Genomic DNA, 25,475 nt, shown 5'->3' on the forward strand with positions numbered 1-25,475 from the left:
CTTCTAATTCTCTCCTCCCATATCCGAAATAATATATATCACCTTTGCTCCAAATAATTTCTTCATTTCTTCTTCAAAATTTAAATATACGGTTTTAGCTATATATACCTCTCCGGTAAAATTCATTAAAAACTTGTCCATATTATTTTTATAAATGAAACCATATTTAGAACAATTCTTGTATAATTGATGTTCAACCTTCAGTGTATTTAGTTCTTTTCTATCTTTAACCAATAATCCCGCATCAATTTCTTCAAAAAAGAGTGTTATCCACGGACAATGAACGAATTTGCCATTTTTATATATATTTACTCTTAAATTTCGTCGATAAAGATAGATATTGGATATTATAACTGACTTCACTTCAGATAAATCTTTCTTTCGTCTTTTAAAATTATGATAATAAACTATTTTCTCATCCTGAATGTAATATCCATCTATGAAGAACCCGATTCCATAAACTAATAAGAACGCAATCCCTACGTATTCAAGCAGGACAAGAATTGACACAATTCCATATCTGTCACCAGCAAGTTTTAATATAACAATTATTCCTAAAATTAGACCACAATATATTGCCAGCCCTCTCATTACATTGTGATATACTACTGAAATATAATATTTTTGTTTATTCATCATCTGTTTTCACCAGCTCTAATCACTAATTTTAAAATGAACTATACTCTTGTTCCACCTACAGTTTTGTATACTCTGTCATTTTTATCAAGGCAAAATGTTTCTACTTTTTATTAACCCGTTCATATTTTCTGAAATAATAATACATCATACCAGCATCGACCCACAAAGAGGTGAACATTGCAAGTGCAAAAAGTAGTACAACTACAATTGCATATGTCTCATTTTGACCCATGCTTTCCAGTTTCGACCCGGTTTGGTTTCTGCATAATCTTAGTGTCATAAAAGTCATTATTGCAACTGATGCGGCAATTTCTTTACCATTTGATCCTTTTTTCTTTCCGTTTTCATACCATCCGTCATGTATTCGTTTTCTTACTAACCAAAAGCGTCCAAAATAACACAATGCAATCAGTATTGTTCCCACTATTCCTATCATTAAATAATTATTTGGTTTTCTCATTAACCCAATAAAGCACCATCCATCTACTAAAAAAATCAGCCCTAAAATTTCTCCATGAACAAAACTGCAAAATACACTTCCATATTTTTTCCTCTCCATCCTCCAACAAAGAATCAGAAGACAAATTTCTATTATGGTACAGACTGCCAATACCTTCCATGAATTCAATATTTGCACCCCTAAAAAGATAATTGTTATTAGGAAAAATCCTATCTGATCATTCCATAAATTAGCTTCGTATTTCTTTTTTGTCTTTAAAAAAGCCTGTATTTTTTCCATTGTATCCTGCCCCTCTTGGCGATGCCTCTATCTCCTTCTAACTATTCACAGAAGTTTGTGCTTCAAATACATTTCCATCCCATTCATCATAATTCAAATAATATGTATTGACTTTGTTGCTGCTCTTTCATCTATTTCATTTTTAAAATTTAGATATAGCGACTTTGTAATATATATATTTCCTGTGTATTTTTCCATTATTTCATCAATTACATCTTTCTGGTAGATAAGGCCCACTTTTTGTTTACTCTTTTGCATTTGTTCTCCTAACCTCTCCGCATGCAATTTTTCAGTTTACCGGCTCTAAATATTCACAAATTTCCATTACTAAATAAGCAATGGATGCAATCATAAAACAAATGGATAATATAAAGTATTTGATTTTTTCTTTCATTTCTTCTTGTTTTTTCCACTCTGCAAAGCATTCCACTGTCGCAGCCACACATGCAAAAAATATTTGAAAAGCTCCCCAAAAAAAGCATACCGTTGATGCTTTTGCATTAAGCAAATAGATAGAAAATAATGCCACACCAATTAGCATTTCATAACTCACACAAACAACCATGGAAAAAATTGTCGTTTGATTGTAAACTGCTACTGGAAATAGAAACAAATTCCTTATTTTCCCATTAATCACTATTCTCCTAAATCTCTCATCACAGTTTCTCACTCTACATGCTAAAATCATTACAATTGTTGTAATTATTAACATAATAATATATCTGTTCTGCATTGCTTAATTTTTCTCCCTTGAATTTATACACCTTTATACTCCCTTTGAATATCGTCCAAATATTTATATAGATACTTAATAGGCTCTATATTAAAAGTCTTATTCACTATATAGCATAAAAAAATACACAAAGAATCCATTACTAAAGCCATACAAACAAATAATGCTTTCTCCGTAAAAACCATATCCTGACTAAAAAGTGCAACTATCCCCAACATCATTGCCAATACCGCAATTATAATATAACCTGTCATAAAGGAGATATAGAATGCTTGAGCAAATGTAATTTTTTTCTTAATATTTAAAGTATTACCATTACTCTCTATACTCCATTTTGCACTCTTTATATACCAATTCTCAGTTCCCTTACATAAATAAAGTATCTTCTTATTGTTTTTTTCTTCGTATATCATAAATCGCTCTTTTGCTACTTGCACTTTGCCGTTATTTGGGAGACTAGTAAAATCTATTTTTCGCTCTGGCTTTTTCGTTTCATCAACTGTATCATTCTCCTTTTCTGCAGCCACTTTCGCATCTGTTCCAATTTCTTCTATACGCTCTTTTCTGCTTGCCAACAGCATTTCCTGCACATTTACTAATTCTCTTTTTGAATTTGCTGTACATTCTAATATCGATATTTCTTTCCCCTTAAATTTGACTTGTACTCTATTACTTTTTTCTATAACAATTTCCAAATCTTCTTTTATACCAAAATTTTCTTTTCGATACTTATGATATGTAACAATTCCATTCTTAAAAATGAATAATTTCTGGTGTGCATACATTCCGTTAATGAATACCAGAACATACGCAACCCATACAGAAACTTTCCATATTTTCTCAACAGATTTTGTATAGCCCCCTGTAAGGCAGCCTACCAATATAAGCAAACATACAGATGTTACAAATGCCTGCAGCAAAAGCAAAATTGAGTATTCCCTTCCCCATAAATAGATTTCGGTATACTCTTTCTTTTCCTTCACTCTTTTTGTTAATGTTCGTAACACCCTTTTTTCTATCATAACAAATAACATAATAATAATTACTATCCAAATAAATGCTATTTTTCCTTTATAATTCGAAAATATCACTCCCGTAAGCATAGCAGATTCTTTTGGCATTGCAGCAGACTTTTCTTTCAATATATTCGGTATCCATAGAATGTCCGGCATAATCACCTTTCCCAAAATGCCAATCATAATTATCCCGGATATTCCTCCAACCCACTTAGAAAAAATTCTGACTCCTCTTGGTGATACCTCTATCTCTTTTTGACTATTTCGAAAAGTTTGCACTTCAAATATAATTCCGCCATTGGCTTTACATAAAATTATTATCCATCCTAAAAGAGCAATCACTTCCATACAATAAATAACAAAAGCATAATATGTTGCCATCTCCATTCATCCCCTTGCCGCTTGTCCTAATGTATTTGCATTTTTCTTTATCAGCGGGTAAACAATTCCATATGTTCTTTCTGTTTTTCTGATAAAGCATGCTCTTCATCCATTATACATATCTCCATATATTTCACTCTAAACATCCTTGTTCTTCTCCCTTGAATTCATTCCGCGCTATACTCCTGTTCCACATGCAATTTTATATACTCTGTCATTTTCATCAAAATAGAATGATGTTGAATAAATACCATTTTGAACCGCATATTCGTTTTCTTCCTCATTACTTAAAGTTTCCTTTAATCCATATGCCAGCATAACTTCTTTTTTTGATGAGCCTACCCCAATTTGCAGTATTCCAAATCGAATATCAGGATCCGTAATTCTAACACTTTCCATATAATTTCCAATAAAGGTATATTCTATATCTTCAAATTTAATATCCTCGCAGTTTCCATATAGTTTTTCTCTGCTAACAGGGTCACCTTCTTTTTCTAAAATTTCCTGTTTGCTTTGACGGAAAAAACAATTAAAATCATGTAATCCATATGTACCGTATTTCATTTTAAGAAATATAACTAATACTATAAAAATAAGAACAATAATACTTATAACTACCTTTGCTCTTCTTTTACTCTTTACCATCTTTTTTCCCCCATTCTATAAAAGTAATGTTTTAATTACTATTTTCATTTCTGGATTTATAAAAGTCTGGTCTCACAATTATATCTACTTTTACAAATGCACTTATAAATGCTGCAACCATCATTACAATCATAATACAACACAAAAAAAATACTGAACTTTTTTGTTTTCCTAATGCATTGAATAATACTGCTCCTCTGCGTCCAAAAAATCGTCTTCCTACCACACACAAACACGTTAATAAAAATAAACTCATTGTTTCTATAATTTTTAACGTACTTCTTACATTTTTATTTTTTATTACTATTTTTCCAGTTGTTAATAATGCCCCCCAAATTCCCAATATTATAGAAATCACATAACTTATAATACAAATTGCTGTGCTTTTTTCAGGCGGCAAATTTCCCTGCACCATTATTTGTATCAAAAGTCCCAGCGAAATAAATAAACATATATGTGCATTGTATTTTCTATAATCATATTCTTTTCTTATAAATGAAACTACTGCCCCCAAAATAATAAAAGCTATTACACACACTGCTATACATGCTGTAAAGCCCATATTGGCTCCACGATAATAACTCTCATATGCTCCACCTAAACAGAACAAAACATATGAAAAAATTCCTGCTCCTGTTTGTTTTAAAATTGCTTTGCCCTTTTTCACCATAGCCTCATCTCCATATTGAAGTCTGCAACTGACCAAGTCACCTTTTAACATCATCTGGTAAACAATTCCATATGTTCTTTCTGTTTTTCTGATAAAGCATGCTCTTCATCCATTATACATATCTCCATATATTTCAAGTCTCCCTTTATATAAAACATAATGTATACCTGATAATCTTCATCCTGCCCTTTTTCTACCGAAGAGAAATAATAAATTATATAAGATGGTTTCTCCGTATTTCCTGCGGTCACATCTCCCCACAGGAATCCTACTCCATCCTGGATTCCCTCTAATATCTGACTGAATGAATTTGCTGACTTTAACTTTTTTAAATCCTCTTCATCCAGGAAAGTTATCAAGCTGCTTTCATCAACATTGGACAATTCAATTCCATAAATCATATAGGTGTTTTCCTTTGATTGTATCAGAAATTCATTATCCGTTTTGTAACGCTCAGACTCTTCACTATTCATATATTCCTTCGGTATGCTTGCAGCAACCTGTGACAAATGTATCTGATAATACTGCACATAATGTTTACTTATTAAAGTATATATTAAAATAATTGTCCAAAAAATTGCTATTTCTATTGAAAAACAACGAAATCTTTTCATGAGTTGCTCTTTCCTGTTTTTTATTCTAAGCATCCTTGTTCTTCTCCTTCCCACAAACTATTCCACCATTCAAATATATTACCTGAACAGACTGTCCAAGTGTTAGACATAGTTACATGACCAGATGCCAAAGTACCCTCTTCCCCTAGTCCAACACTTATATATCCTCCATTATGTTTTACATCTCCATTATCATCACACGCTTGCCATGCGCCTCCGCCAATGATTAAACCTTCACCTATTGTTCCACCTTCCTCTAACCCATAACCATTCAATTCACTTATTGCCTGTGCCTTGTACACCCCAAAAAAAATACTTCCATTTCCGGATTGACCGATTTCTGCTCCAGTTCCACCAGAAACCTGTAATGCAATATTACCATTTAAATCCCACACAACTTGCACACTTCCACTCATATATGCTCCAGCCCCAATACTTCCTGATAATCCCAGCACACCAATTGGAATATCTTTTTCACTATCAGCATTTTTATTCGTATTATTACTCTCATTATCATTATTACTTGCTTTTTCCTGCTCATTGATTTCATTCATCGGGATTTCTAATATTTTCTTAATATCATACTCCTCTGGAATTGAATTCTCCTCTTTGTTCATTCCACCCAAAAATTCGTCAGGAAAATCTATCAAGCTTTTTTCTTCCGACTTACTTTTTCCTATATTATTAAACTCGTCTACTATATTCATTACTGGTGCCATTCCATTCAAATCAACCAAATCCAACGGTCTGTTCCAGCAATAGTTATAATGGTTCATTGTATATGGTGCAGCAATATGTCCCTTTATAAAGTCTTCACTGATAAATCTGCCAACTCCAGCATCATATCGTCTTGCCTGTGCAAAGTATAGTACACCAACGCTGTCCATCTGATAACCGGTAAATCCGAAGCTTTGTAAAGAATCTTTAAAGATATCTTTTGCCGTCCTGATATCATTACCAAATTCGTCAAATCCGTAGACCTCCTCGCTTCTTCTGCCTTTCCATCTTTAATTAAATTTCTTACAACACTCTGCTGCATTTGGTCTAATCGTTCCCTGTCAGCCTCCAGTGTTGTTCTTAATTTTTCTATATCAAGATTTCCACCATTCGGATTAATATTATCTGCTAAGTCTGTAAAATATGTAATTATTGCATTTCCTGCCGTTACCAGTCCGGCAACTGTTCCGATATATCTGGTATCAACTTGCTGTACATCTGAAAAAATTTGCTCAATCTCTTCTTTTGTTGTAGAATGCTTGCTTATAATATTCTGATAATATCCTTCCATATTATCCAAATAGTCTGAAATACCAAGTTTGCTCAACCAGTCCTGTCCCGCCTAATTAAACTCTCCTTTTCCATTCCCAATTGTTTCCCATACACCGGAAGCAATAACATCATCAACATATTGCATTAACAGTTCTTTTGCCCCTGGTGAAAAATCTCTCATCATATTTTTCTCTCCCATTCAATTTCATTTTTTACAGGTTGTCCCAGGTTTCTTCTGTTATAGAAAACACCTCTTTCGGATAATCAATGTTTACCAACTCTCCTCCTGTAGATAAATCCTTTGCAACAACATGAATTGACCACTCTGCATTCCCATTTAATATCTGATACATTTCTAAATTAAAAAATATAATCATTAGTTCTGCCGTAAATGTAAGTCCGTTTGCCTTCTGAGCTACCTGACAATTAACTTCGGTATAATCATCCGAAACCGATATTTTATACAATTCATCTTCATCTGTTTTTTCTAATTCATTACTAATATTTTCTTCGGCTTTCTTTATCCATTTTTCCTTTTGTTTTTCATTCAACTCTATAATAATGTTCTTTTCTTCATCCAAATATATATACTGGCAATACTCAGTTGCTCCACGTATTTCTTTTATAAAATCTGTTGCATTCGTATATATAGCTGTAATTTCAAATTTCTGTAATCCTGTGTTATCGTAATTTTTGTAATAATTCTTCGTCAAATCATAATTTTCATTTATTTTTTTTATTTCCATTCCAAACGGATTTTCATCTGCACTTAATATAATTGTATCCTCTTCTTCTCCTGTTTCTGTTTTTTCCGGTACTGTCTGCACCCTTTTATGTATTACAAGTGCTGCCACAATTCCTATTACCAATATGGCTATTACTATAATTCCTGCTATGTTTTTCTTCTTCATTCTTATTTTCTCCACTTTCTTATGATAATACCACTGAAGTTGCTATTGATACTCCACCTATTTTTACAAGTTGTCCCAGGTTTCAATTGATAAGTTATAATCCTCATCTGGGAATTTTATATTTTCCAATTCCTTTCCTGTTTCCATATCAGTTACGATAATCTGTAATGACCAGTCTTTGTTTCCATTCAGCACCTGATATATTTCTGAATCATATGTTAATGTCATAAGTAAACCCGAATGTATCGTGGCGATATTTTGATGGTTTAATATTTCTTTTGACACTTCCATATATAGCGTTTTACAATCATCACTAATATTAAAACGATATAGCTCTTCATCCTGACTTTGCTCTATTACCCGTTTCATATCTTTTTCTGTCAATTCCAGCCAATTTTTTCGCTGCTGCTCTGTTATCTCTGCAACCAGTCCCTCTTCTTTACTTTCATATCCATATTGGCAATATCCGGATTCTCTCATCTCGGCAATATACGTCCTTTTATCTGTAAAAATAACTGGAATGATATACTTTTGTAGTCCTGTATTGTCATAATCTTTATAATAATTTCTTGTCAAATCATAGTCTTCATTTATCTTTTTTATCTCTATTCCAAACGGATTCTCATCTGCACTTAATACTACTGTCTCCGGTTCTTCCCCGACCTGTGATTTTTCCGGCACCATCTGCATCTTTTTATATACTATCAGTGCAGCCACTATTCCAATTGCAAACAATGCTATAATGATTATCCCCACTACATTTTTCTTTTTCATTATTATGTATCTTCACTTTCCTATCTTTTGTATAAAATAATTACCATTTTACATATTGTCCCAATTTTCAATAGATATATGATATCCCTCTTCCGGGAAATTTATATTCATTAATTCACCACCTGTTTCTAAATCTTTTCCAACAATGTGTATTGCCCAATCTGTTTTTCCATTCAATACCTGATATATTTCAGAATCATATATCAATGACATAACGAGTGCTGTATGTGTTGTTGTTTTTCCATTTAGTATTTCTTTTGAAATTTCCAATTGAAGTTCTTCATAGTTACGAGTAAATTTAAAACTATAAAAACCTTCTTCACCTTGTCCTATAATTCTATTGATATCATTTACTGTATAATTAAGCCAATCTTCTTTCTGCTGCTCTGTCATTTCTGCTATTATATTATCTCCCTCATCTATATAACCATATTGACAATATCCTGATTCCCTTAACTCGGCAATATATGTCCTTTCATCTATTGCAATATTAGGTATAACAAATTTCTCCAATCCATTATTATCATAATTTTTATAATAATTTTTTGTCAGATCATAATTTTCATTTATCTTTTTTATCTCTACTCCGAACGGATTCTCATCCGCACTTAATACTACTGTCTCCGGTTCTTCCCCAACCTTTGGCTGTTCCAATGCTGTCTGTTCTCTTTTATACTGCATCAGCGCTGCAGCTATTCCGATTACAAATAATACTATAATGATTATTCCTACTATGTTTTTCTTTTTCATTCTTCTTTTCCTTCTAAAGTATATAATTGTTATATTTCAAACCTTTCGCTTATCTTTAATAAACTAAGATTATTCTGTTACTGCATTTTATTTTATTCATCCCACATTTCTGCTGACAAATTCCATTCTTCCTTAGGGAAATTGATATTAGAAAGTTCTCGCCCCGTTTCAAAATCTTTTGTCACTATATTAACTGTCCAATTATCGTTTCCATTAAGTATCTGATATATTTCAATCTCCTCCAGCAAACGCATTATATTATCCATAACTTTCGTAGCATGTGCATTAATTGATACATCAGCTTCAATCATCGTATAATTCTCTGATACAGCAAATTTATACAAATCTTCTCCATCAGCCGATAATACTGTTTTATGAATAACCGCCTCTGTATTGCCAATCCAATCTTCTTTCTGCTGCTCTGTCATTTCTGCTATTATATTATCTTCCTCATCTATATAACCATATTGACAATATCCTGATTCCCTTAACTCGGCAATATATGTCCTTTCATCTATTGCAATATTAGGTATAACAAATTTCTCCAATCCCTTATTATCATAATTTTTATAATAATTTTTTGTCAGGTCATAATTTTCATTTATCTTTTTTATCTCTACTCCGAACGGATTCTCATCCGCACTTAATACTACTGTCTCCGGTTCTTCCCTGACCTCTGGCTGTTCCAATGCTGTCTGTTCCCTTTTATACTGCATCAATGCTGCAGCTATTCCGATTACAAATAATGCTATAATAATTATCCCTACTATGTTTTTCTTTTTCATTTTTCTTTTCCTTCTATATTTTCAAAATATATGTTCCTTATCATTCGTTTGTTTTTACTTTTTCCCACATATCTGGTGATAGACGAAATTTTTCTTTTGGAAATTGAATATTCATCATCTCTTTCTGTGTCTCCATATCATTTACCATAATATGAATCGACCAATTCTCATTGCCATTAAAAATCTGATATAGTTCAGAATCATAAATTAATACTATTAGTGCTTCTCCCATTTCATCAATCAATGCACTTTGGTCTATATCCAACTTGATAACTGTATAATCATCTTCAACTGTAAATTTATATAGCTCTTCGCTTTCCAGTGAATTCAACTCTTTATCAATTTCATCTATGGCTCTGTCAATCCATTCTTCTTTTTGCTTTTGAGTCATCTCAATATATACTACTTGCTCTTCTTCATCTAGCCAGGCATACTTGCAATATCCTGATTTCCGCAATTCTACGATATATTCTCTTTCATTTGTAAAAATCCCTGTTATTTTAAATTCTTCCAATCCTGTATCATCGTAATTTTTATAATAATCCCTTGTCAGGTAATAATTTTCATTTATCTTTTTTATTTCTACTCCGAACGGATTCTCATCCGTACTTAATACTACTGTCTCCGGTTCTTCCCCAACCTTTGGCTGTTCCAATGCTGTCTGTTCTCTTTTATACTGCATCAGCGCTGCAGCTATTCCGATTACAAATAATACTATAATGATTATTCTTACTATGTTTTTCTTTTTCATTTTTCTTTTCCTAATCCTTATGGAGCTACCAAAGCCCCCATTATTGACGCTCCACCCGTGGGTGCCATAAATGCCACTGCAACTGCCCATTTTGTCAAAAAATACAAGCCATATGCTATTCCTAAAACTATAGCTAAATCGCGAACCTTTTCTCCATCTATCTGATACTCATGTTCTGGTATAGGATTCCTTTCCATAGCTGTTTCTTTTACCGTTATTGGAATTGCCTCCCATTCTGGCATTTCTGTATTGTTTGCTTTTTTTACTTCAATAGATGAAGCTACTTTTACATTATCTTCAAGAGTTTTTTCAATTTCATACTTCACACTTGATGTTCCTAGTGATATACCATGTCCTAATGACACTTCCATATTTCCTTCGGTTGCAATAATTGAAACTGAAGCCTCACCATCTTCGCTCAATTCTCCTGCTACTGAAAGTTTATTATCAAACAAATATTCACTTGATATTTTAAAAGACTGTAGCATTATCTGTTGTTTCTCTATTGCAAAGTTAATCGTTGATTGGTTTCCAAAATTTGTTGTTCCCTTCACGCTGACACAATAGGTTGCCGTCATATCTACCCCTAGTGGAACTGTAACCTCATATAATCCATCCTCTAATTCTACTTCCGGAATGATTGATAGTACCCATGCTGCAATACGGTTTATATACTCTAATTGCTCCTTTTTAGAAAGTGCTTCAAATTCATCATACGTCAGATTTAATCTTGAAACGGAAATAATATACTCTGCTGCTTCTTCTGCCTTTCCATCTTTCATTAAATTTCTTACAACACTCTGCTGCATCTGGTCTAATCGTTCCCTGTCAGCCTCCAGTGTTGTTCTTAATTTTTCTATATCAAGATTTCCACCATTCGGATTAATATTATCTGCTAAATCTGTAAAATATGTAATTATTGCATTTCCTGCTGTTACCAGTCCTGCAACTGTTCCGATATATCTGGTATCAACCTGCTGCACATCTGAAAAAATTTGCATTAACAGTTCTTTTGCCCCTGGCGAAAAATCTCTCGTCATATTTTTCTTTCCTCTTATATCAAAACATTCTTAATATCATACTAAGCAATTTATATATTTTCCCAATTTTCATCCGATAAACGGAATCCTTCATCCGGATATTCTATATTAATTAATTCTTTTCCGGTGTCCCAATCCTCTGTAATAACCTGAACTGCCCAATCTGTATTTCCATTAAGGACCTGATATATCTCCGAATGATATAACAATGCTGTAAGATAAGACATAAAAGAAGTCATTTTCTCTTGGTCTAATACTTCTTTTGTAACATCAATTTGCAAAGTTTTATAATCTTTCTCAAAATTAAAATTGTATACTTTACTTTCTTTTTGTTGCTGTAATATATCATCTATTTTTTCTTTTAACTTACTTATCCATTTTTCCCTTTGCTCCTTAGTCATTTCTACTACTATATCCTGACTATCATCTATATAAACATACTGGCAATACTTTGTTTCTCTTATTCCAAATATGTATGATTCTTCATCCATAAACGCAATTGGAATAACATACTTTTCCAATCCTGCGTTATCATAATTCTCATAATAATCCTTGATAATATCATAATTTTCCGGTGCATCTGTTGTTGTCATTCCAAACAAATTCTCATCTGCACTCAATACTACTTTTTCTGACGCCAGAACATTTTTCTGTTCATCCGAATATGTCTGTTCTCTTTTATACTGCATCAATGCAACAGCTATTCCGATTACAAATAATGCTATAACAATTAACCCTGCCACATTACTTTTCTTCATGTTTAAGCTCCTCTTTTATCAGAAGAACTGCCTGTTTTTTACAGGCAATCCTCCCAACTTATTTTTGCAATTATGTTATATTAAATTGTTTTATAAATTATTTGGGATACTTGCCGGAGAATTCCGACATATATGAACTTCCTTATTCTATAAAAGATGTAAGTGTTATTTTCATAGCCCACACTCCCATTGTTTACTCAACAATCACTTAATAGCTTAAACATTTTACTTTTTTCTGTCAATTAGCATTTTAGATAAAACACACTATTGTATTTGTATAATTTTCACAAAAGCGAATTATATAACTTTTACATTTCATTATGTACTTCCGGAAATATATGCTATAATGGACGCATATTTGATTCATTTACTAAGGAGAGGTATTTTACAATGAAAGAAAAATTTAAAAATCTGTCAGCACCCGTTGGAATTGTGCTGTCTATTGTAGCGGTTATTCTTTTTACCGGGTTATTGTTGGGGCTTGGCTTTGTTTTAGGAAAAATTCCGGGATTAAATGAACAAAACGACTACCTGCTTCAGGCAATCGCAGAATTTATCATTCTGATTGTTTTCCTGATTATAACCCTTGTGATTGGTTATACCCGCATCTTTACGGAAAATGTTGCCGGCTGGCTCAGAAGTTTATATACCGGCGGTTTCTTTGTGGTTTACTGTCTGTTCAGCCTTATTGCACAGATTTATCTTTGCGGTATGTCAAAAGTTGGAAATGTAAGACCTGCTTTGGAAATTATATTCTATATAGTTGCTATTTTTCTGGTTGGACTGGTAGAAGAACTGGTCTTCCGAGGTGTCATTTTTAATCTGTTACTGAACAGTTTTCCAAAAACAAGAAAAGGAATTACCGGTGCCATTGTTTTAGGCGGCGTCCTCTTTGGTCTGATGCATTTTGTAAATATCCTTTCCGGAGTGAAATTTACAAGTGCGCTGATTCAGGTTATCTCTGCTGCTTTGATGGGTATTTTATTCTGTACGATATATGCATCTACCCGCAATTTCTGGATGCTTGTCATTTTCCATGCCCTTGTTGATTTTGCCAGCCTGCTTTCCACCGGAATTTTCGATGCTGGAAATATTGTGTCCCAGATCAATACTTTCTCCGCAATTAATTCCCTGTCATTTATCATGCTGGCGATTCCGATGTTTGTCATGCTGCGTAAATCCAGACGCATCCGCTTAGAGATGCTCTACAACAACGTTCCGATTTATGATGATGAACACGAAGCTAAGATGCTTTCCATTGTATCTCTTGTTCTTGGCATTATCAGTCTGGTACTTTCCTGCATCGGCTATCTGATTGGGCTTGGTATTGTGGGCATTTTTGCAGCAATTCTTTCCAAGAAAGCCAAGCCATATAATAACTCTATGGCTACTGCCGGAATGATTACTTCCATCATAGGAATTATCCTTTCTGCCATTGCTGTGGTTCTTCTCAGCGTGGTCTATTCCAGTGATATGATGACGCAGTTTATGTAAAAGTTCAACATGAAAAGCCCGGATTGCTCCGGGCTTTTCTTCTACATTGTCTACATTGTTTAAATTTTTTCGGATACGAGGGCTATGCTTCTTCTGCCTTGTCATCCAGATTTACTACGATTATATTTTTTCTTGTAACTGCGCCAATCTCTTCCAATGCATTGAGCATACGGTATACGGTTGCTGTTCCAATGCTTTTGTCTTTCTTGGACGCTCTGTAATAAATTTCCTTACAACTGGAGCAGTTATCTTCTAAGATAATATCCAAAAGGATACGACGCTGCTTTGTCATCCGGCATCCCCGGTCTTTCAGCATCTTAATTATCTTGTCTCTGGTCTGTGTCGTCTGCGTCATGCCTGCCTCCAATCTAGATTAATGGCAATGTCCATCACAGTGCTTGCAGTTCACACCACACTGCAGTGATTTTCCTGCCTTTTTGTCTTTAACCATGCTTCGAATTATAAGTGCAACGATTGCTACAACTACAGCTCCTACAATAACTGTACCCACCGTAATCACTCCTTTCTGTTATGGCGAATTATTTTGCTTTTACTGTTACATTTAAGGTCTGGCTTTCCTTATAAGGACGGAACAGAAGATAAATGAATCCGATGATTAAAAGGAATGCTACTACTGTTCCAACACCAAATGTTCCTGCTGTAATCAAAGAACCAATCTGGAAGATACATAAGGATACAACATATGCAAGAATGCACTGATATCCGATTGCGAACCAGAACCATTTTGTATTGTTCATCTCACGTTTGATTGCTCCCATTGCTGCGAAACATGGTGCACACAGTAAGTTGAATACTAAGTAAGAATATGCTGCAAGTGCAGTCATGCTGCTTGCAAGGTTACCCCAGATTTCCGCTCCGTCTTCTGCAACTTCTGCAAATCCGAATAACTGTCCGATTGTTCCTACTACGTTCTCTTTTGCGATTAATCCGGTAATTGCTGCAACGGTCATCTTCCAGTTGCCCCATCCAAGAGGTGCGAAAATCCATGCAACTGCATTACCAATCTTAGCTAAGATACATTCTGCCTGAGCTGCTTCCAGAGCGGTTCCTTCCAGTCCGTCGAAGCTTAACATTCCGAAGCTTCCGTCTGTCCATCCAAAGTTCATTAAGAACCAGACTACGATAGTTGATAAGAGGATGATGGTACCAGCCTTCTTAATAAAGGACCAGCCTCTCTCCCACATGCTTCTTAATACATTTCCAACTGTTGGCCAGTGATATGCCGGTAACTCCATAACGAATGGTGCCGGATCTCCAGCGAACATCTTTGTTTTCTTTAAGATAATACCGGAGCAGATGATTGCTGCGATACCAACGAAATATGCACTTGGTGCTACCCAGGAAGCTCCATCAAATAATGCACCTGCGATCAATGCAATGATTGGAAGTTTTGCTCCACATGGGATAAATGTTGTTGTCATGATTGTCATCTTACGGTCTCTGTCATTTTCAATGGTTCTGGATGCCATAACTCCAGGAACACCACAACCACTACCGATTAACATCGGGATAAATGATTTTCCGGAAAGACCGAATTTACGGAAGATACGGTCCATGATAAATGCGACACGAGCCATATAACCGCAGGACTCTAAGAATGCCAGGAAGATAAATAATACCAGCATCTGCGGTACGAATCCGAGAACCGCACCAACACCGGAGATAATACCATCTACGATAAGACCTGTCAGCCAGTCTGCACATCCGATATTTTCAAAGAAGTTCTGTGCTGCCGGGATAATCCACTCACCAAAGAGAGTATCATTGGTCCAGTCTGTTAAAATGGAACCTACTGTTGTTACAGATACATAATATACAATCCACATAACTACTGCGAAGATTGGCAGTGCCAGCCAGCGGTTTGTTACGATACGGTCAATCTTATCGGAAGTAGAAAGTGCTTTCTTGCCATTCTTGGTAATACACTCACCAATAATGCTTGAAATATATACATATCTTTCATTTGTGATAATACTTTCGGTATCATCATCAAATACATCTTCCATTTCTTTGATTTCTGCAGATACATCTGCTTTCTGTTTCATCTGCTCTGCAATCTTATCATCTTTCTCAAGAAGTTTGATTGCGAAGAAACGTTTCTGTTCTTCCGGAATGTCACTTCCTAATTTTTCTTCTGCTTTGCGGATGATGTCCTCCGCTTCTTTCGAGAACTCATGTACCGGAGCTCCGGCTTTCTGTTTTGCAGCTTCGATTGCCTTCTCTGCTGCAGCCATGATTCCGGTTCCTTTTAATGCAGAAATCTCAACTACTTCGCATCCTAATTTTTTAGAAAGCTTGTCGATATGTATCTGGTCTCCGGATTTCTTTACCAAGTCCATCATGTTTACAGCCATGATAACCGGAATTCCCAGTTCCATTAACTGTGTAGAAAGATAAAGGTTTCTTTCAATATTTGTTCCATCTACAATATTTAAGATTGCATCCGGACGTTCGTTAATCAGGTAGTTTCTTGCAACAACTTCTTCCAGTGTATATGGTGATAAGGAATAGATACCTGGTAAGTCCATGATTGTTACATCCTTATGACCTTTTAACTTTCCTTCTTTTTTCTCTACAGTTACGCCCGGCCAGTTACCTACGAACTGGTTAGAACCTGTCAGAGCATTAAATAATGTGGTTTTTCCACTGTTGGGATTTCCTGCTAATGCAATTTTAATCGCCATCTTTTTTACTCCTCTTTTCTTCTTTCTTTTATCATTTTTGAATTTCCTGCATAGAGCCTTTCTATGCTGTTAGTCCGATATTTCTTTTGTTAGTCGGGCTGTTTCAATGTTAGCTTAGCATTCCTTATGTTAGCATTTACTAACCTATATGCAAAAAAAATTTATTCTACTTCAATCATTTCTGCATCTGCTTTACGAAGAGAAAGCTCATAGCCACGAACTGTCACCTCTACCGGATCACCGAGTGGAGCAACCTTTCTTACATAAACGTCCACGCCCTTGGTAATACCCATGTCCATGATACGTCTCTTTACCGGTCCCTCTCCGGACAGCTTTTTCACCTTTACGGTCTGACCGCAGGCTACTTCTTTTAATGTCTTCATAATTTCCTCCTTCTGGCTGTTACACCATAATCTTATTTGCCATGTCTTTTCCAATTGCTACTCTGGATTCTTTGACATTTACAATCATATTTCCATTTACCTCAGATACTACTGTTACTGTACCACCGGCAACAAAGCCAAGGTTCTCAAGAAATCTTCTTGTTTCTTCTTTACCACCGACCTTCTTAATTACGTTCGGCTCTCCTTCTTTTACCATAGATAAAGGCATCATACTCTCCTCTTTTCTATTGTGCTATTGTTAATTTTTTCTCATTTCATTGGTTAGTATATTCTAACTACCATTAGTTGTCAAGAACGTTTTTGAGAAATTTTTATCATTAAGAAACATTTTTTAGATTCACTTTATGATTTGATATGTTCGGCTTAATATGTTATACTTACCTAAATTCATGTATTATTATAGAAAAAACGTTAATGGGGGTGTTGTTATATGGCAACAAATGAATCAGCAGAAAATTATCTTGAGACTATTCTTATGCTGAGCAAAAAGCTTCCTGTGGTTCGTTCTGTAGATATTGCCAATGAACTTGGCTTTAAGAAATCCAGTGTCAGCATTGCAATGAAGAATTTAAGAGAAAAGAATCATATTACGGTAACCGATTCCGGCTTCATCTATCTTACCGACTCCGGTCGTGAAATTGCAGAAATGATTTATGAACGTCATGAATTTCTTTCTACCTGGTTAGTAAGTCTTGGTGTGCCAAAGGAAATCGCAACAGAAGATGCATGCAAAATGGAACATGTTATCAGTAAAGAAAGCTTTACCGCAATCAAAAAAGCTTTGAAGCAGTAATACTACTGCTCCAAAGCTTTTTCTTTGTCTACAAACATCATAATGAATGCCATGAACAACACGGCTGCACATATCAGAATTGCCTTTTCTGCCAGTAATTTCACAAAAGCATTTCCAATAATCGCCCCTATTATAAACATCAGGATAATGCCATAATACAGCATTCCCTTAAATGCGGATTCTTTATTCTTCGTATAATGATAGTCACACCAGTTCTGTGTCCCGCTTCTTAAGTTTCCGATGCACATCGTGGTTGCAATTCCGTTTCCATGAATCTTCCGGAAGCTCTCCACCTGTATGCCACATGCCAGTGAAGTCAGACTGTTGGCTGCCAGATTCATGCTCTGTGGAAAAAAGCATACCACAAATAGTACCAGTGCTTCACACAATACAGAAAGCTGCCGCCAGTGAAACAGGCTCTTATCTTTTGCGTGCATCCGCACCACATCTGCCAATGCTATTCCGATTGCAAAAGCCAGCACCGGGAACAGATAATGCAATGCCATTCCCCAGTTTCTCTCCGATAAATTGATTCCGAGCAATAACATATTTCCCGTCTGCGCATTAGCAAATACTCCATCCCTGCACATATAGGAATATGCATCCATAAATCCTCCAGCCAACGCCAGCACGATTCCAAGTTCTATTGATTCCGACATCTGTCTGGAACGCCTCATAATTATCATCCTCTCATCCTTGGTTTTCTTCTTATTATACTATGGGTGTCAAGGGGTGGGATTCAAACTATATCTTTAACGTAGCCATAATATACGAAACTATTTTTTCTTCTGTATTCAGTTGCTTATCCACAAAATATTTTTTTAAAGATGTTTCATCTATTACTTCATTCCCCGGCTCATCATCTTTATATGCAATTCTTTTTTCAATCCAGGGGGCTTGCGAATGACTGATTAATTCAAGTGTTTTTGGTGAATAAACTCCAAATGTTTTAATTACTAAATCTATTGCTTTTATTTCATCAGCAGTAAGCTTCGATAACATGCATGCATTCATGCCTGACACTCCTCTAATAATAATCTCTTTCCATTTAACGCATAATTAACGCCATTCGAAAATGCTAATAATTTTTCTAATGCAAGAGGGGGAACCTCCCCCAAATTTGTAATAATATAATTAAATAAATGGATAGACTCCTTATTTCCAGCACAAAAAAGAGTATCTGTATTCACCATTTTGGTTTAACAAATACTCTCTCTATCAAAATATTTTTTAATTCCGGTGTGCTATTTCATCATACCATTTCATAAACACTTCCTCTTTATCAGTAGCATATATAAATGTTTTATTCTTGTATTGACTTACAACAATGGAAAACAGTTTACAATATCTTTGGGGATCAAGAGGATTGTCCATTTTTCCGTGCCAACTTTCCAGAATTATTCCTCTTTACTTTTTTCTAACTGATACCATTCTTCTAAAACATCATATGCGGTCTTCTTTTTATCATTGCTAAATATTATGTCATATTTATAATCTGCATTTAATCTATTAGCTGCAACATCATATACCAGTTTAATCTGCGTTGGCATTTCCTTTTGATGTTCCTGACATACCTTTTTGAGAGCCACGATATCATCATTAATAATATTAACTGCTTGCGATTGTCTAGGTATCGAAACATCGTATTCTTTTTGCCCCTCTACTATAACATCATTTAGCCGATTCTTCTTTACAATTTTACCATTAACTTAAAAAAAGAAACCACTTGATAGCATACCTTTTTCGCAAGAACAATAAATATAAATCCTCTCTGCTCTTTTTTCCACATATTACAGGCATATTGCCACCATATCCGCCTGTATTTCTGAAAAATAATCTTCAAACACTTTTTTCATTGCTTTATAGTGGTTCAGTTGTCAAGACAAAAATCTAAGCTTTTTATAATGAACTGATATATGTAACTGGGTAGGGGAGAAAATCCCCCCTTAGGCTGCATGATCATCCAGTAACAGAATCGGATAATAGCAGGATGCCGGTGTTTGATTATTGAGTGCAGAATGACAACGTTCAAAGTTGTAAGTGTGCACATATTTACCGATTGCCTTCCGTGCTTCTCTGATATTGTTATATTGGGTCAGATATGCTTCCTCGTACTTGAAGCTTCGGAACCATCGTTCAATCATGATATTGTCAGCCCACCGGCTTTTACCATCCATGCTTTGACGGATCTGGTTCTCTTTGAGGAAATTCATGTACTCATTGCTTGTAAACTGACAGCCCTGATCTGAATTCAGGATAACAGGTTTTGCCACTATAAACGCCTTTTTTAACGCAGTTATGACCATTCTGGTATCCAGAGTATCATCGACTTCCCAGCCAACGATACAGCGGCTGTACCAGTCAATCACAGCGGTCAGATACAGAAATCCACGCTTAATGGGGATGTATGTAATGTCGATTGACCATGCCTGATTTGGACGGTCGATAACGGCGTTACGTAGCAGATACGGGCAGACTTTAGCCTGTCGCATACGTTTAGAAAGGTTCATTTTTGGATAAATTGGATCAATCCCCATTTCATTCATATAACGGCGCGTTTTCCGGCGACCAACCTGATGCCCACGCTTCTTCAGTTGAGCAGACAGTTGTCGTGCTCCCCAGGCCGGATTATCCGTGTGTAATCGATCTATGATCGATTTGCAATCCAACTCCTCCTGAGATATGGGCATGCCCTTGTAATAAACACTGGTACGATTGATATCAAGAAGTGTAGCTCCTGTTTTAACTGGAAGTTCTTTAGTCTTCAAAAGGTTTTGGACTAAATTTACTCTCGTAGTCAGGTCCAAGTGTTTCTTCAGATTTTTTTTTCAACCAATCCACCTGCATGGTGAGCTGGCCAACTTTTTTCGCATATTCAGCTTTTTCCTTGCGTTCTAAAGCGAGTTTTTCTTTCAGATTATCCTCTCGTGTGTCATTAAAAACCACGGATGCTTTATCGAGGAACTCCTTCTTCCAGTTGCGGAGAAGATTCGGCTGAATATTGTTTTCGGTTGCGATTGTATTTAAGTCTTTTTCTCCTTTGAGCAGTTCAATCACTAATTCTGATTTGAATTTGGCAGAGAAATTTCTTCTTGTTCGAGACATAATAATAATCCTTCTTTCTGTAGTGTTTACAGTATATCAGATTCATTAAGAAATGTCTCTTGAAGTGTCTTAAATTACGATACCATTATACTTTTCCTCCCTTATATTTAAATATTTTAAAATCCTAATTAGTAATAATCTACACTGTAACAAAAGTTGCGAAAATTAAATATTCTACACTTCTAATAAAAGCCATTCAAAAAAAGTTTTTCCTTCATTTTTATATTCCCCCTCATCCCCCTTTGCAATCGAATCTTGTGCTATTTCTATAGCTTCTTTCGTTTTTCCCATATGCAAATATGCTAAACACTCCAATATTTTATCGTCCACATCATTTTCTTCATGAATTATGTATTCATCAATATTATAATTCTGCATAAACTTATGACTATACTCATCTAATAACCCTACAAGGTATTCTGCTTGTTCATCATACTGATTTGTAAGCTCCATTTCACCCTTTTTCAATAATACGGACGGTGCCCTAAATGCTCCACATGCTCTTAAAGAATCACTATGCTTCGCATTATCTTCCATTTGCATGATTTTCCAGAAAATATTATCATAGTCATATTCTTTAATATACATCCGATATATCATTTTCTGAGAATTAACAATAAGAAAATCACAAAATATATATGCATTTTCCCGAGTTGTATAAATACTATTATCCCTTATTCTATACCCCTTTTTCTTTACAATTGTACGTATTGAACTAATTAACAATTTCTGTTGATTTTTATCAAGTTTCATAATTTATTCTCCTGAAATAGAATACTATATTTTAATGCCAAGCTCTGCGACTACATTTTGAACCGACTGTAAAAACTTCTCTGCATTCGATGTAATATTATACAAAAAATGAATTTCAATAATTCCATACTCTATATCATCCTCTTTGTATATCTCATTATACTGTTTTTCTTCAAGAAAAGATATATATGTATTAATTTTTTCTTGTAATGCTAACAAATGATGATATTCATCTTCTAAATATTTTAAACTTTCTTTATACAGATTTTTTCCAATTGCTTTTAATGGATTAAAATTTTTATGAACTGTATCTTTAAATAATTCATTCTATTTTCCAATTCAAATTCTAATAATCCATATTTTTTTAAGAAATATATATTTTTATCAGTTAATAAAAAACCTCTGCTTTTAAGAGTATCTATTACCTCACCAACATCAATTTGTCTTTCTGCTGACCATTGCATCTGCCTAAAATTTTACCACATATTTGCTATTTTCTCTACCTATCTCCACCATCATTTCCCACTATCGGCATACGGTACTCCGTACTGTTCTTTAACATCCCATAAATAACACCGATTAAACGTTGGGATATACAAATCAATGCTGGCTAGATTTACATTCTGCTTTACGTTTCTCATAATACGCTCGAAAAGCTGAATGTCTTGGTATACCCTTTGATGATACCTGTATCATCTGGATTGCCCTGTAACAGAAAAATAGGAAATGCACCATAGCCCATAGCAGCTACGGAACCTCTCCTATTATGTGTTTTTGTTTAGGTAGAATGAGAAATTTTCATCCCCATATTCCATCTGTTGCATACCATTGTAACATGGGTGTTTTAAAGCGTTAAGGAAAATATCAAAAAATTATTACTCTCACATAATTAAAATTATATTGTTTCATAATAATTTATTCTAAAATGAAATCATCAGGAAAAATAGGACATACTATCTCCTTACTTAACAACCCACATAAAAAGTCTTCCATACTCATTATCTCAACCGAAAAAATATAGGTTCATACCAGCAGTAATATCAATCTGCTTGGCAAGGTATCTCCTGAGTTTTCGCAGGAACAGCTTTACATCCAGAAAGGCTTGTTTCGTATTCCCACCTCGGCAAAATTTTACTAGCAACTCCAACATACGGGGACTTGTTCCGCAAATCTTTATAGAACATTTATTATCGCTTACTGGAACAAATTCCTTACACAAATCTTCCACGGTCTTACCCTTTAGATACTTTCTGGCTGGGTAATGCTCCCGGAAATATACTCTTCTGCCAAATCGATATCTTTTGTTATGTCCAAATCAGGAAATTTCTCCTTATATTTTATGGTTGCGACGTAGCATCTGGAAATATTGTATTCCAGTCCATTAGTTTCTAAAAACTCAATATTGGCTTGTCCATGCCCTCTACCCTTCGTTTTAGATATAGCACCTGTCTTTGGATTGGGGCAATACTCAGAATAATACCAACTATATTAATTATTTCACTATATGATTTACACAAAAGTTGAAACTGTCTTGTACAACCATAATAAATTTTATTTTTTATAGTGAACCAAGTCATAGGGATAATATGGTACATCCTTTAAGCTACTATCATCCAGATTTAGTATTTTAGCAATAGCACCTGCTTCAAAACTCCAATACCCATAATACACATTTTTGCTTGATTTATGACTATCATACCAAGCACATTCCCTATGTATTTCGTACCATTTTTCCTGTAAATACTCTTTCAATGCTTCACAAGCTATTATTTCATCATTATCCAAAATTTTTTTTAAGCATTCGTATACTTCAAATTCAAACTCAACTCCTTCTCTCTCCCAAGTAGAATCAATTTCTTTAATCAAGAAATTGACTAAATAGTCATCAAACTTTTCAGATATAAGCCTCTGCTCTAATTCAAATATGTCACTCCTATTAACTTTGAACAATACTCCCAATGAAAGCACTTTTACCAACTCAATATAGCCATATTTTCTGTCCCACATCTTGCTATAATAAAACAATAATTTTTTGTAACATTCTTCAATCGTTTCCAAATTTTCTCCTGAAGAATATAATAAATTGATTTCTTTTTCATAGGAATTAATTAAAATACTATATCCATTACGAGTACTTCTATCTAATTCTCCTTTTTCAAGAGCTGTTTTTTTTACGGCATCTTCGAACATTATTATATATTTTCTTTCCTTTTGGATTAAAGTGTTAAAATAATGTTCATCTTTCATTCTATCTCTCATTTTTCATTCTCCTATTGTTTGATTCCATCAATTAATTCTGTTATATCAATTCCACCATCTGATGAGACATGAACCAATGTAGAACCTACATTATCTGGATTTAAAATCATTTCCATTTTAATATCATTGGCAATCTCTTCACCAACAGCATTTTCTAATCTATCAATTATCCATTTATCACTCATCTGTGGAGTTCCATCAGCCAGTATTGACAACCTTGAGCTACCATACTTTGCCTCTCCAATTATGTATGGTGGATGACCATCTGGATTATAATATACTCCATCAATTCCATGATGCGTTGGAGTATTCAAATCGGTCACTCTATCGAGACTTATTCTCTCGTATCCTTGACTTTTAAAATACACATCCATCTTCATCTCACCATAATTACCTTTTTGAATGTTATTACTTAATGGAACATCTCCATTCTCTACCCCCTTTACAATATCGTATACAAAGTCTATACCACTCTCCCCTACATTTCCCAACTGCTGCGGTCTTTTTACGTTATTTACTACTTCCAGCTCTGCCTCACTGAGCGTTCCATATGTTGCTATTCCGGTTAGTGAGCCAACTACAAAGCCTGCCAGTGGACTGTTGGTTGCTTCTGTCATGCTCTTTTCCACATAGCTGCTGGCTGCCATTGTCAGTCCCTGCTTGACATACTCTGTCACTACTGCCCTGCCGATGGATGTTCCTGCACTTACTGCTGCATTAGCCGCCATTCCTCCTGTCAGTATCAGAGAAGCAGCGATTGTCAAAACATTTCCTATTAAATAATAGAGGTCCGGATTACTGGCAAATACTGTATCACGGATTGGATTAACCGATACCAGCCTTGGGTCTCCTGTCACTCCCGCATATATATCCTGACTTCCTTCTACTGCATTTGCACATCCATATGAAGCTGTGCCTAATCCAATTGCTACAACTCCAACGGTTGTCACCAGTGGAAGTGCCATACCACAGGTTGCTACGACAAGCATTCCTCCCAGAATCATGGTTCCGACTCCGGCAATCGTCTTCACAATGCCTTCTTCTGTTCTCAGCCGGATAGATTCCTGCCACTGCTGTTGCTGCAGTTCATAGAACTCCTCACAGGAGTTTACCCTGTCCTTCACCTGTTCGAGATATGTACTTAACATTCCATCCATCATCTGTGCCAGCTGAAAAGACTCTGTTGCATTCACAACCGATGCATCATATGCACTGATTGTAGCACTACTGCCACCTAACTGTCCACCAATAATACTGCGAAGATAGCCTATCATCATATCGATGGGATACATATCTGCATGGCTGTGTGCCTCTTCATATTCCCCTATCTGTGTGCGGACATTCTGCACTCCGGCAAGCGCATTGTCAAAGCAGCTTTCCATACAGGTTGTAGAAAATCTGCCCACATCAAGATAAGCAGATAGTTCTCTCTCAATATCCGCCACTTCCTCTGCTACCACATCAAAGTCTGATCTTGCTCCCTGAAT

The 25,475-nt window shown here is 35.1% G+C and carries 32 protein-coding genes and 1 pseudogene; 2 read left to right on the forward strand and 31 right to left on the reverse strand.

Features of this window, described 5'->3' with window-relative positions:
* Window positions 1–3: 3 nt before the first annotated feature.
* From DXB43_RS09690 to DXB43_RS09760, 17 genes and pseudogenes are all read right to left on the reverse strand, one after another.
* A complete protein-coding gene (locus tag DXB43_RS09690; protein ID WP_117842039.1) occupies window positions 4–639 on the reverse strand; it encodes a hypothetical protein in 636 nt (211 codons plus the stop codon).
* Between the two features lie 100 nt (window positions 640–739).
* On the reverse strand, window positions 740–1,378 hold the full coding sequence (locus tag DXB43_RS09695; RefSeq protein ID WP_117842040.1) for a hypothetical protein: 639 nt from the start codon (window positions 1,376–1,378) through the stop codon (window positions 740–742).
* A 93-nt stretch (window positions 1,379–1,471) separates the two neighbouring features.
* On the reverse strand, window positions 1,472–1,636 hold the full coding sequence (locus DXB43_RS15135) for a hypothetical protein (protein ID WP_158565926.1): 165 nt from the start codon (window positions 1,634–1,636) through the stop codon (window positions 1,472–1,474).
* 31 nt (window positions 1,637–1,667) lie between these two features.
* Window positions 1,668–2,090: a hypothetical protein gene (locus tag DXB43_RS09700; RefSeq protein WP_147343685.1), complete on the reverse strand. Its 423-nt coding sequence runs from the start codon at window positions 2,088–2,090 to the stop codon at window positions 1,668–1,670.
* Window positions 2,091–2,134: 44 nt separating this feature from the next.
* Window positions 2,135–3,508, reverse strand: coding sequence for a hypothetical protein (locus DXB43_RS09705; protein ID WP_117842042.1), 1,374 nt, complete (start codon window positions 3,506–3,508; stop codon window positions 2,135–2,137).
* Window positions 3,509–3,685: 177 nt separating this feature from the next.
* A complete protein-coding gene (locus tag DXB43_RS09710) occupies window positions 3,686–4,153 on the reverse strand; it encodes a hypothetical protein (protein WP_117842043.1) in 468 nt (155 codons plus the stop codon).
* A 31-nt stretch (window positions 4,154–4,184) separates the two neighbouring features.
* Window positions 4,185–4,823 carry a hypothetical protein gene (locus DXB43_RS09715; RefSeq protein ID WP_117947450.1) on the reverse strand — a complete coding sequence of 213 codons (639 nt, stop codon included), beginning with the start codon at window positions 4,821–4,823 and terminating at the stop codon, window positions 4,185–4,187.
* Window positions 4,824–4,873: 50 nt separating this feature from the next.
* Entirely contained in the window at window positions 4,874–5,296 is a 423-nt protein-coding gene (locus DXB43_RS09720; protein WP_147339152.1) for a hypothetical protein, read from the reverse strand.
* Between the two features lie 161 nt (window positions 5,297–5,457).
* On the reverse strand, window positions 5,458–6,180 hold the full coding sequence (locus DXB43_RS09725; RefSeq protein ID WP_243006036.1) for a hypothetical protein: 723 nt from the start codon (window positions 6,178–6,180) through the stop codon (window positions 5,458–5,460).
* A gap of 33 nt (window positions 6,181–6,213) precedes the next feature.
* Window positions 6,214–6,387, reverse strand: a pseudogene (locus DXB43_RS15915) (RHS repeat-associated core domain-containing protein); the annotation flags it as partial.
* Window positions 6,388–6,918: 531 nt separating this feature from the next.
* Window positions 6,919–7,617 (reverse strand): hypothetical protein, encoded by a 699-nt coding sequence (locus tag DXB43_RS09730; protein WP_117842047.1) that lies wholly within the window; start codon window positions 7,615–7,617, stop codon window positions 6,919–6,921.
* A gap of 63 nt (window positions 7,618–7,680) precedes the next feature.
* Window positions 7,681–8,391 carry a hypothetical protein gene (locus DXB43_RS09735; protein WP_117842048.1) on the reverse strand — a complete coding sequence of 237 codons (711 nt, stop codon included), beginning with the start codon at window positions 8,389–8,391 and terminating at the stop codon, window positions 7,681–7,683.
* A gap of 48 nt (window positions 8,392–8,439) precedes the next feature.
* Complete coding sequence (locus DXB43_RS09740) at window positions 8,440–9,141, reverse strand: hypothetical protein (RefSeq protein WP_117842049.1); 702 nt, start codon at window positions 9,139–9,141, stop codon at window positions 8,440–8,442.
* A gap of 92 nt (window positions 9,142–9,233) precedes the next feature.
* Complete coding sequence (locus tag DXB43_RS09745; RefSeq protein WP_117842050.1) at window positions 9,234–9,926, reverse strand: hypothetical protein; 693 nt, start codon at window positions 9,924–9,926, stop codon at window positions 9,234–9,236.
* A gap of 40 nt (window positions 9,927–9,966) precedes the next feature.
* Complete coding sequence (locus DXB43_RS09750; RefSeq protein WP_117947451.1) at window positions 9,967–10,677, reverse strand: hypothetical protein; 711 nt, start codon at window positions 10,675–10,677, stop codon at window positions 9,967–9,969.
* A gap of 17 nt (window positions 10,678–10,694) precedes the next feature.
* Entirely contained in the window at window positions 10,695–11,717 is a 1,023-nt protein-coding gene (locus DXB43_RS09755) for a hypothetical protein (RefSeq protein ID WP_117842052.1), read from the reverse strand.
* A 50-nt stretch (window positions 11,718–11,767) separates the two neighbouring features.
* Complete coding sequence (locus tag DXB43_RS09760; protein WP_117842053.1) at window positions 11,768–12,475, reverse strand: hypothetical protein; 708 nt, start codon at window positions 12,473–12,475, stop codon at window positions 11,768–11,770.
* Window positions 12,476–12,865: 390 nt separating this feature from the next.
* On the opposite strand from DXB43_RS09760, the gene DXB43_RS09765 reads away from it, so the two are divergent.
* Window positions 12,866–13,969, forward strand: coding sequence for a CPBP family glutamic-type intramembrane protease (locus DXB43_RS09765; protein ID WP_117842054.1), 1,104 nt, complete (start codon window positions 12,866–12,868; stop codon window positions 13,967–13,969).
* An 82-nt stretch (window positions 13,970–14,051) separates the two neighbouring features.
* Here the strand turns inward: DXB43_RS09765 and DXB43_RS09770 are convergent, their stop codons facing one another.
* The 5 genes from DXB43_RS09770 to DXB43_RS09790 all read right to left on the reverse strand — a co-directional run bounded on the left by DXB43_RS09770 (window position 14,052) and on the right by DXB43_RS09790 (window position 17,289).
* A complete protein-coding gene (locus tag DXB43_RS09770; RefSeq protein ID WP_117842055.1) occupies window positions 14,052–14,324 on the reverse strand; it encodes a Fur family transcriptional regulator in 273 nt (90 codons plus the stop codon).
* Between the two features lie 18 nt (window positions 14,325–14,342).
* Entirely contained in the window at window positions 14,343–14,480 is a 138-nt protein-coding gene (locus DXB43_RS09775) for a FeoB-associated Cys-rich membrane protein (protein WP_117842056.1), read from the reverse strand.
* 28 nt (window positions 14,481–14,508) lie between these two features.
* Window positions 14,509–16,674 carry a ferrous iron transport protein B gene (feoB, locus tag DXB43_RS09780; RefSeq protein ID WP_117842057.1) on the reverse strand — a complete coding sequence of 722 codons (2,166 nt, stop codon included), beginning with the start codon at window positions 16,672–16,674 and terminating at the stop codon, window positions 14,509–14,511.
* 161 nt (window positions 16,675–16,835) lie between these two features.
* Entirely contained in the window at window positions 16,836–17,057 is a 222-nt protein-coding gene (locus tag DXB43_RS09785; RefSeq protein WP_022242378.1) for a FeoA family protein, read from the reverse strand.
* 19 nt (window positions 17,058–17,076) lie between these two features.
* Window positions 17,077–17,289 carry a FeoA family protein gene (locus DXB43_RS09790; RefSeq protein WP_117699278.1) on the reverse strand — a complete coding sequence of 71 codons (213 nt, stop codon included), beginning with the start codon at window positions 17,287–17,289 and terminating at the stop codon, window positions 17,077–17,079.
* A 219-nt stretch (window positions 17,290–17,508) separates the two neighbouring features.
* Here DXB43_RS09790 and DXB43_RS09795 point away from each other — a divergent pair, with 219 nt between their 5' ends.
* Window positions 17,509–17,871, forward strand: coding sequence for a metal-dependent transcriptional regulator (locus DXB43_RS09795; protein WP_117842058.1), 363 nt, complete (start codon window positions 17,509–17,511; stop codon window positions 17,869–17,871).
* Window positions 17,872–17,873: 2 nt separating this feature from the next.
* Here the strand turns inward: DXB43_RS09795 and DXB43_RS09800 are convergent, their stop codons facing one another.
* The 9 genes from DXB43_RS09800 to DXB43_RS15145 form a co-directional block, all read right to left on the reverse strand.
* Window positions 17,874–18,548, reverse strand: a complete 675-nt coding sequence (locus tag DXB43_RS09800; protein WP_117842059.1) for a YoaK family protein — start codon at window positions 18,546–18,548, stop codon at window positions 17,874–17,876.
* Window positions 18,549–18,615: 67 nt separating this feature from the next.
* Window positions 18,616–18,885, reverse strand: coding sequence for a type II toxin-antitoxin system antitoxin SocA domain-containing protein (locus tag DXB43_RS09805; RefSeq protein ID WP_117842060.1), 270 nt, complete (start codon window positions 18,883–18,885; stop codon window positions 18,616–18,618).
* A gap of 383 nt (window positions 18,886–19,268) precedes the next feature.
* Window positions 19,269–19,421 (reverse strand): hypothetical protein, encoded by a 153-nt coding sequence (locus DXB43_RS15140; protein ID WP_158565924.1) that lies wholly within the window; start codon window positions 19,419–19,421, stop codon window positions 19,269–19,271.
* Between the two features lie 396 nt (window positions 19,422–19,817).
* Window positions 19,818–20,678, reverse strand: coding sequence for an IS3 family transposase (locus tag DXB43_RS09815; RefSeq protein WP_009246074.1), 861 nt, complete (start codon window positions 20,676–20,678; stop codon window positions 19,818–19,820).
* Window positions 20,629–20,976, reverse strand: coding sequence for a transposase (locus tag DXB43_RS15475; RefSeq protein ID WP_004615306.1), 348 nt, complete (start codon window positions 20,974–20,976; stop codon window positions 20,629–20,631). Before DXB43_RS15475 ends, DXB43_RS09815 begins: the two co-directional genes overlap by 50 nt.
* Window positions 20,977–21,150: 174 nt before the next feature.
* A complete protein-coding gene (locus DXB43_RS09820) occupies window positions 21,151–21,729 on the reverse strand; it encodes a hypothetical protein (RefSeq protein WP_199535090.1) in 579 nt (192 codons plus the stop codon).
* A gap of 24 nt (window positions 21,730–21,753) precedes the next feature.
* Window positions 21,754–22,005 carry a DUF6572 domain-containing protein gene (locus DXB43_RS15785; protein ID WP_331470939.1) on the reverse strand — a complete coding sequence of 84 codons (252 nt, stop codon included), beginning with the start codon at window positions 22,003–22,005 and terminating at the stop codon, window positions 21,754–21,756.
* Between the two features lie 1,275 nt (window positions 22,006–23,280).
* Window positions 23,281–23,988 carry a PoNi-like cognate immunity protein gene (locus DXB43_RS15310; protein ID WP_117901594.1) on the reverse strand — a complete coding sequence of 236 codons (708 nt, stop codon included), beginning with the start codon at window positions 23,986–23,988 and terminating at the stop codon, window positions 23,281–23,283.
* An 11-nt stretch (window positions 23,989–23,999) separates the two neighbouring features.
* Window positions 24,000–25,475 (reverse strand): hypothetical protein (locus tag DXB43_RS15145; RefSeq protein WP_330417876.1); only part of this gene is annotated, 1,476 nt, incomplete at its 5' end.

It is taken from the genome of Roseburia sp. OM04-10BH, from assembly GCF_003462605.1.
GTDB lineage: Bacteria > Bacillota > Clostridia > Lachnospirales > Lachnospiraceae > Roseburia_C > Roseburia_C amylophila.

Bases quoted from the DNA above. Each gene is read 5' to 3' on its own strand.
- DXB43_RS09690 (WP_117842039.1), bottom strand. From the start codon at position 639: ATGATGAATAAACAAAAATATTATATTTCAGTAGTATATCACAATGTA.
- DXB43_RS09695 (WP_117842040.1), bottom strand. From the start codon at position 1,378: ATGGAAAAAATACAGGCTTTTTTAAAGACAAAAAAGAAATACGAAGCT.
- DXB43_RS15135 (WP_158565926.1), bottom strand. From the start codon at position 1,636: ATGCAAAAGAGTAAACAAAAAGTGGGCCTTATCTACCAGAAAGATGTA.
- DXB43_RS09700 (WP_147343685.1), bottom strand. From the start codon at position 2,090: ATGTTAATAATTACAACAATTGTAATGATTTTAGCATGTAGAGTGAGA.
- DXB43_RS09705 (WP_117842042.1), bottom strand. From the start codon at position 3,508: ATGGCAACATATTATGCTTTTGTTATTTATTGTATGGAAGTGATTGCT.
- DXB43_RS09710 (WP_117842043.1), bottom strand. From the start codon at position 4,153: ATGGTAAAGAGTAAAAGAAGAGCAAAGGTAGTTATAAGTATTATTGTT.
- DXB43_RS09715 (WP_117947450.1), bottom strand. From the start codon at position 4,823: ATGGTGAAAAAGGGCAAAGCAATTTTAAAACAAACAGGAGCAGGAATT.
- DXB43_RS09720 (WP_147339152.1), bottom strand. From the start codon at position 5,296: ATGAATAGTGAAGAGTCTGAGCGTTACAAAACGGATAATGAATTTCTG.
- DXB43_RS09730 (WP_117842047.1), bottom strand. From the start codon at position 7,617: ATGAAGAAGAAAAACATAGCAGGAATTATAGTAATAGCCATATTGGTA.
- DXB43_RS09735 (WP_117842048.1), bottom strand. From the start codon at position 8,391: ATGAAAAAGAAAAATGTAGTGGGGATAATCATTATAGCATTGTTTGCA.
- DXB43_RS09740 (WP_117842049.1), bottom strand. From the start codon at position 9,141: ATGAAAAAGAAAAACATAGTAGGAATAATCATTATAGTATTATTTGTA.
- DXB43_RS09745 (WP_117842050.1), bottom strand. From the start codon at position 9,926: ATGAAAAAGAAAAACATAGTAGGGATAATTATTATAGCATTATTTGTA.
- DXB43_RS09750 (WP_117947451.1), bottom strand. From the start codon at position 10,677: ATGAAAAAGAAAAACATAGTAAGAATAATCATTATAGTATTATTTGTA.
- DXB43_RS09755 (WP_117842052.1), bottom strand. From the start codon at position 11,717: ATGACGAGAGATTTTTCGCCAGGGGCAAAAGAACTGTTAATGCAAATT.
- DXB43_RS09760 (WP_117842053.1), bottom strand. From the start codon at position 12,475: ATGAAGAAAAGTAATGTGGCAGGGTTAATTGTTATAGCATTATTTGTA.
- DXB43_RS09765 (WP_117842054.1), top strand. From the start codon at position 12,866: ATGAAAGAAAAATTTAAAAATCTGTCAGCACCCGTTGGAATTGTGCTG.
- DXB43_RS09770 (WP_117842055.1), bottom strand. From the start codon at position 14,324: ATGACGCAGACGACACAGACCAGAGACAAGATAATTAAGATGCTGAAA.
- feoB (WP_117842057.1), bottom strand. From the start codon at position 16,674: ATGGCGATTAAAATTGCATTAGCAGGAAATCCCAACAGTGGAAAAACC.
- DXB43_RS09785 (WP_022242378.1), bottom strand. From the start codon at position 17,057: ATGAAGACATTAAAAGAAGTAGCCTGCGGTCAGACCGTAAAGGTGAAA.
- DXB43_RS09790 (WP_117699278.1), bottom strand. From the start codon at position 17,289: ATGATGCCTTTATCTATGGTAAAAGAAGGAGAGCCGAACGTAATTAAG.
- DXB43_RS09795 (WP_117842058.1), top strand. From the start codon at position 17,509: ATGGCAACAAATGAATCAGCAGAAAATTATCTTGAGACTATTCTTATG.
- DXB43_RS09800 (WP_117842059.1), bottom strand. From the start codon at position 18,548: ATGAGGCGTTCCAGACAGATGTCGGAATCAATAGAACTTGGAATCGTG.
- DXB43_RS09805 (WP_117842060.1), bottom strand. From the start codon at position 18,885: ATGAATGCATGCATGTTATCGAAGCTTACTGCTGATGAAATAAAAGCA.
- DXB43_RS15140 (WP_158565924.1), bottom strand. From the start codon at position 19,421: ATGCCAACGCAGATTAAACTGGTATATGATGTTGCAGCTAATAGATTA.
- DXB43_RS15475 (WP_004615306.1), bottom strand. From the start codon at position 20,976: ATGTCTCGAACAAGAAGAAATTTCTCTGCCAAATTCAAATCAGAATTA.
- DXB43_RS09820 (WP_199535090.1), bottom strand. From the start codon at position 21,729: ATGAAACTTGATAAAAATCAACAGAAATTGTTAATTAGTTCAATACGT.
- DXB43_RS15310 (WP_117901594.1), bottom strand. From the start codon at position 23,988: ATGAGAGATAGAATGAAAGATGAACATTATTTTAACACTTTAATCCAA.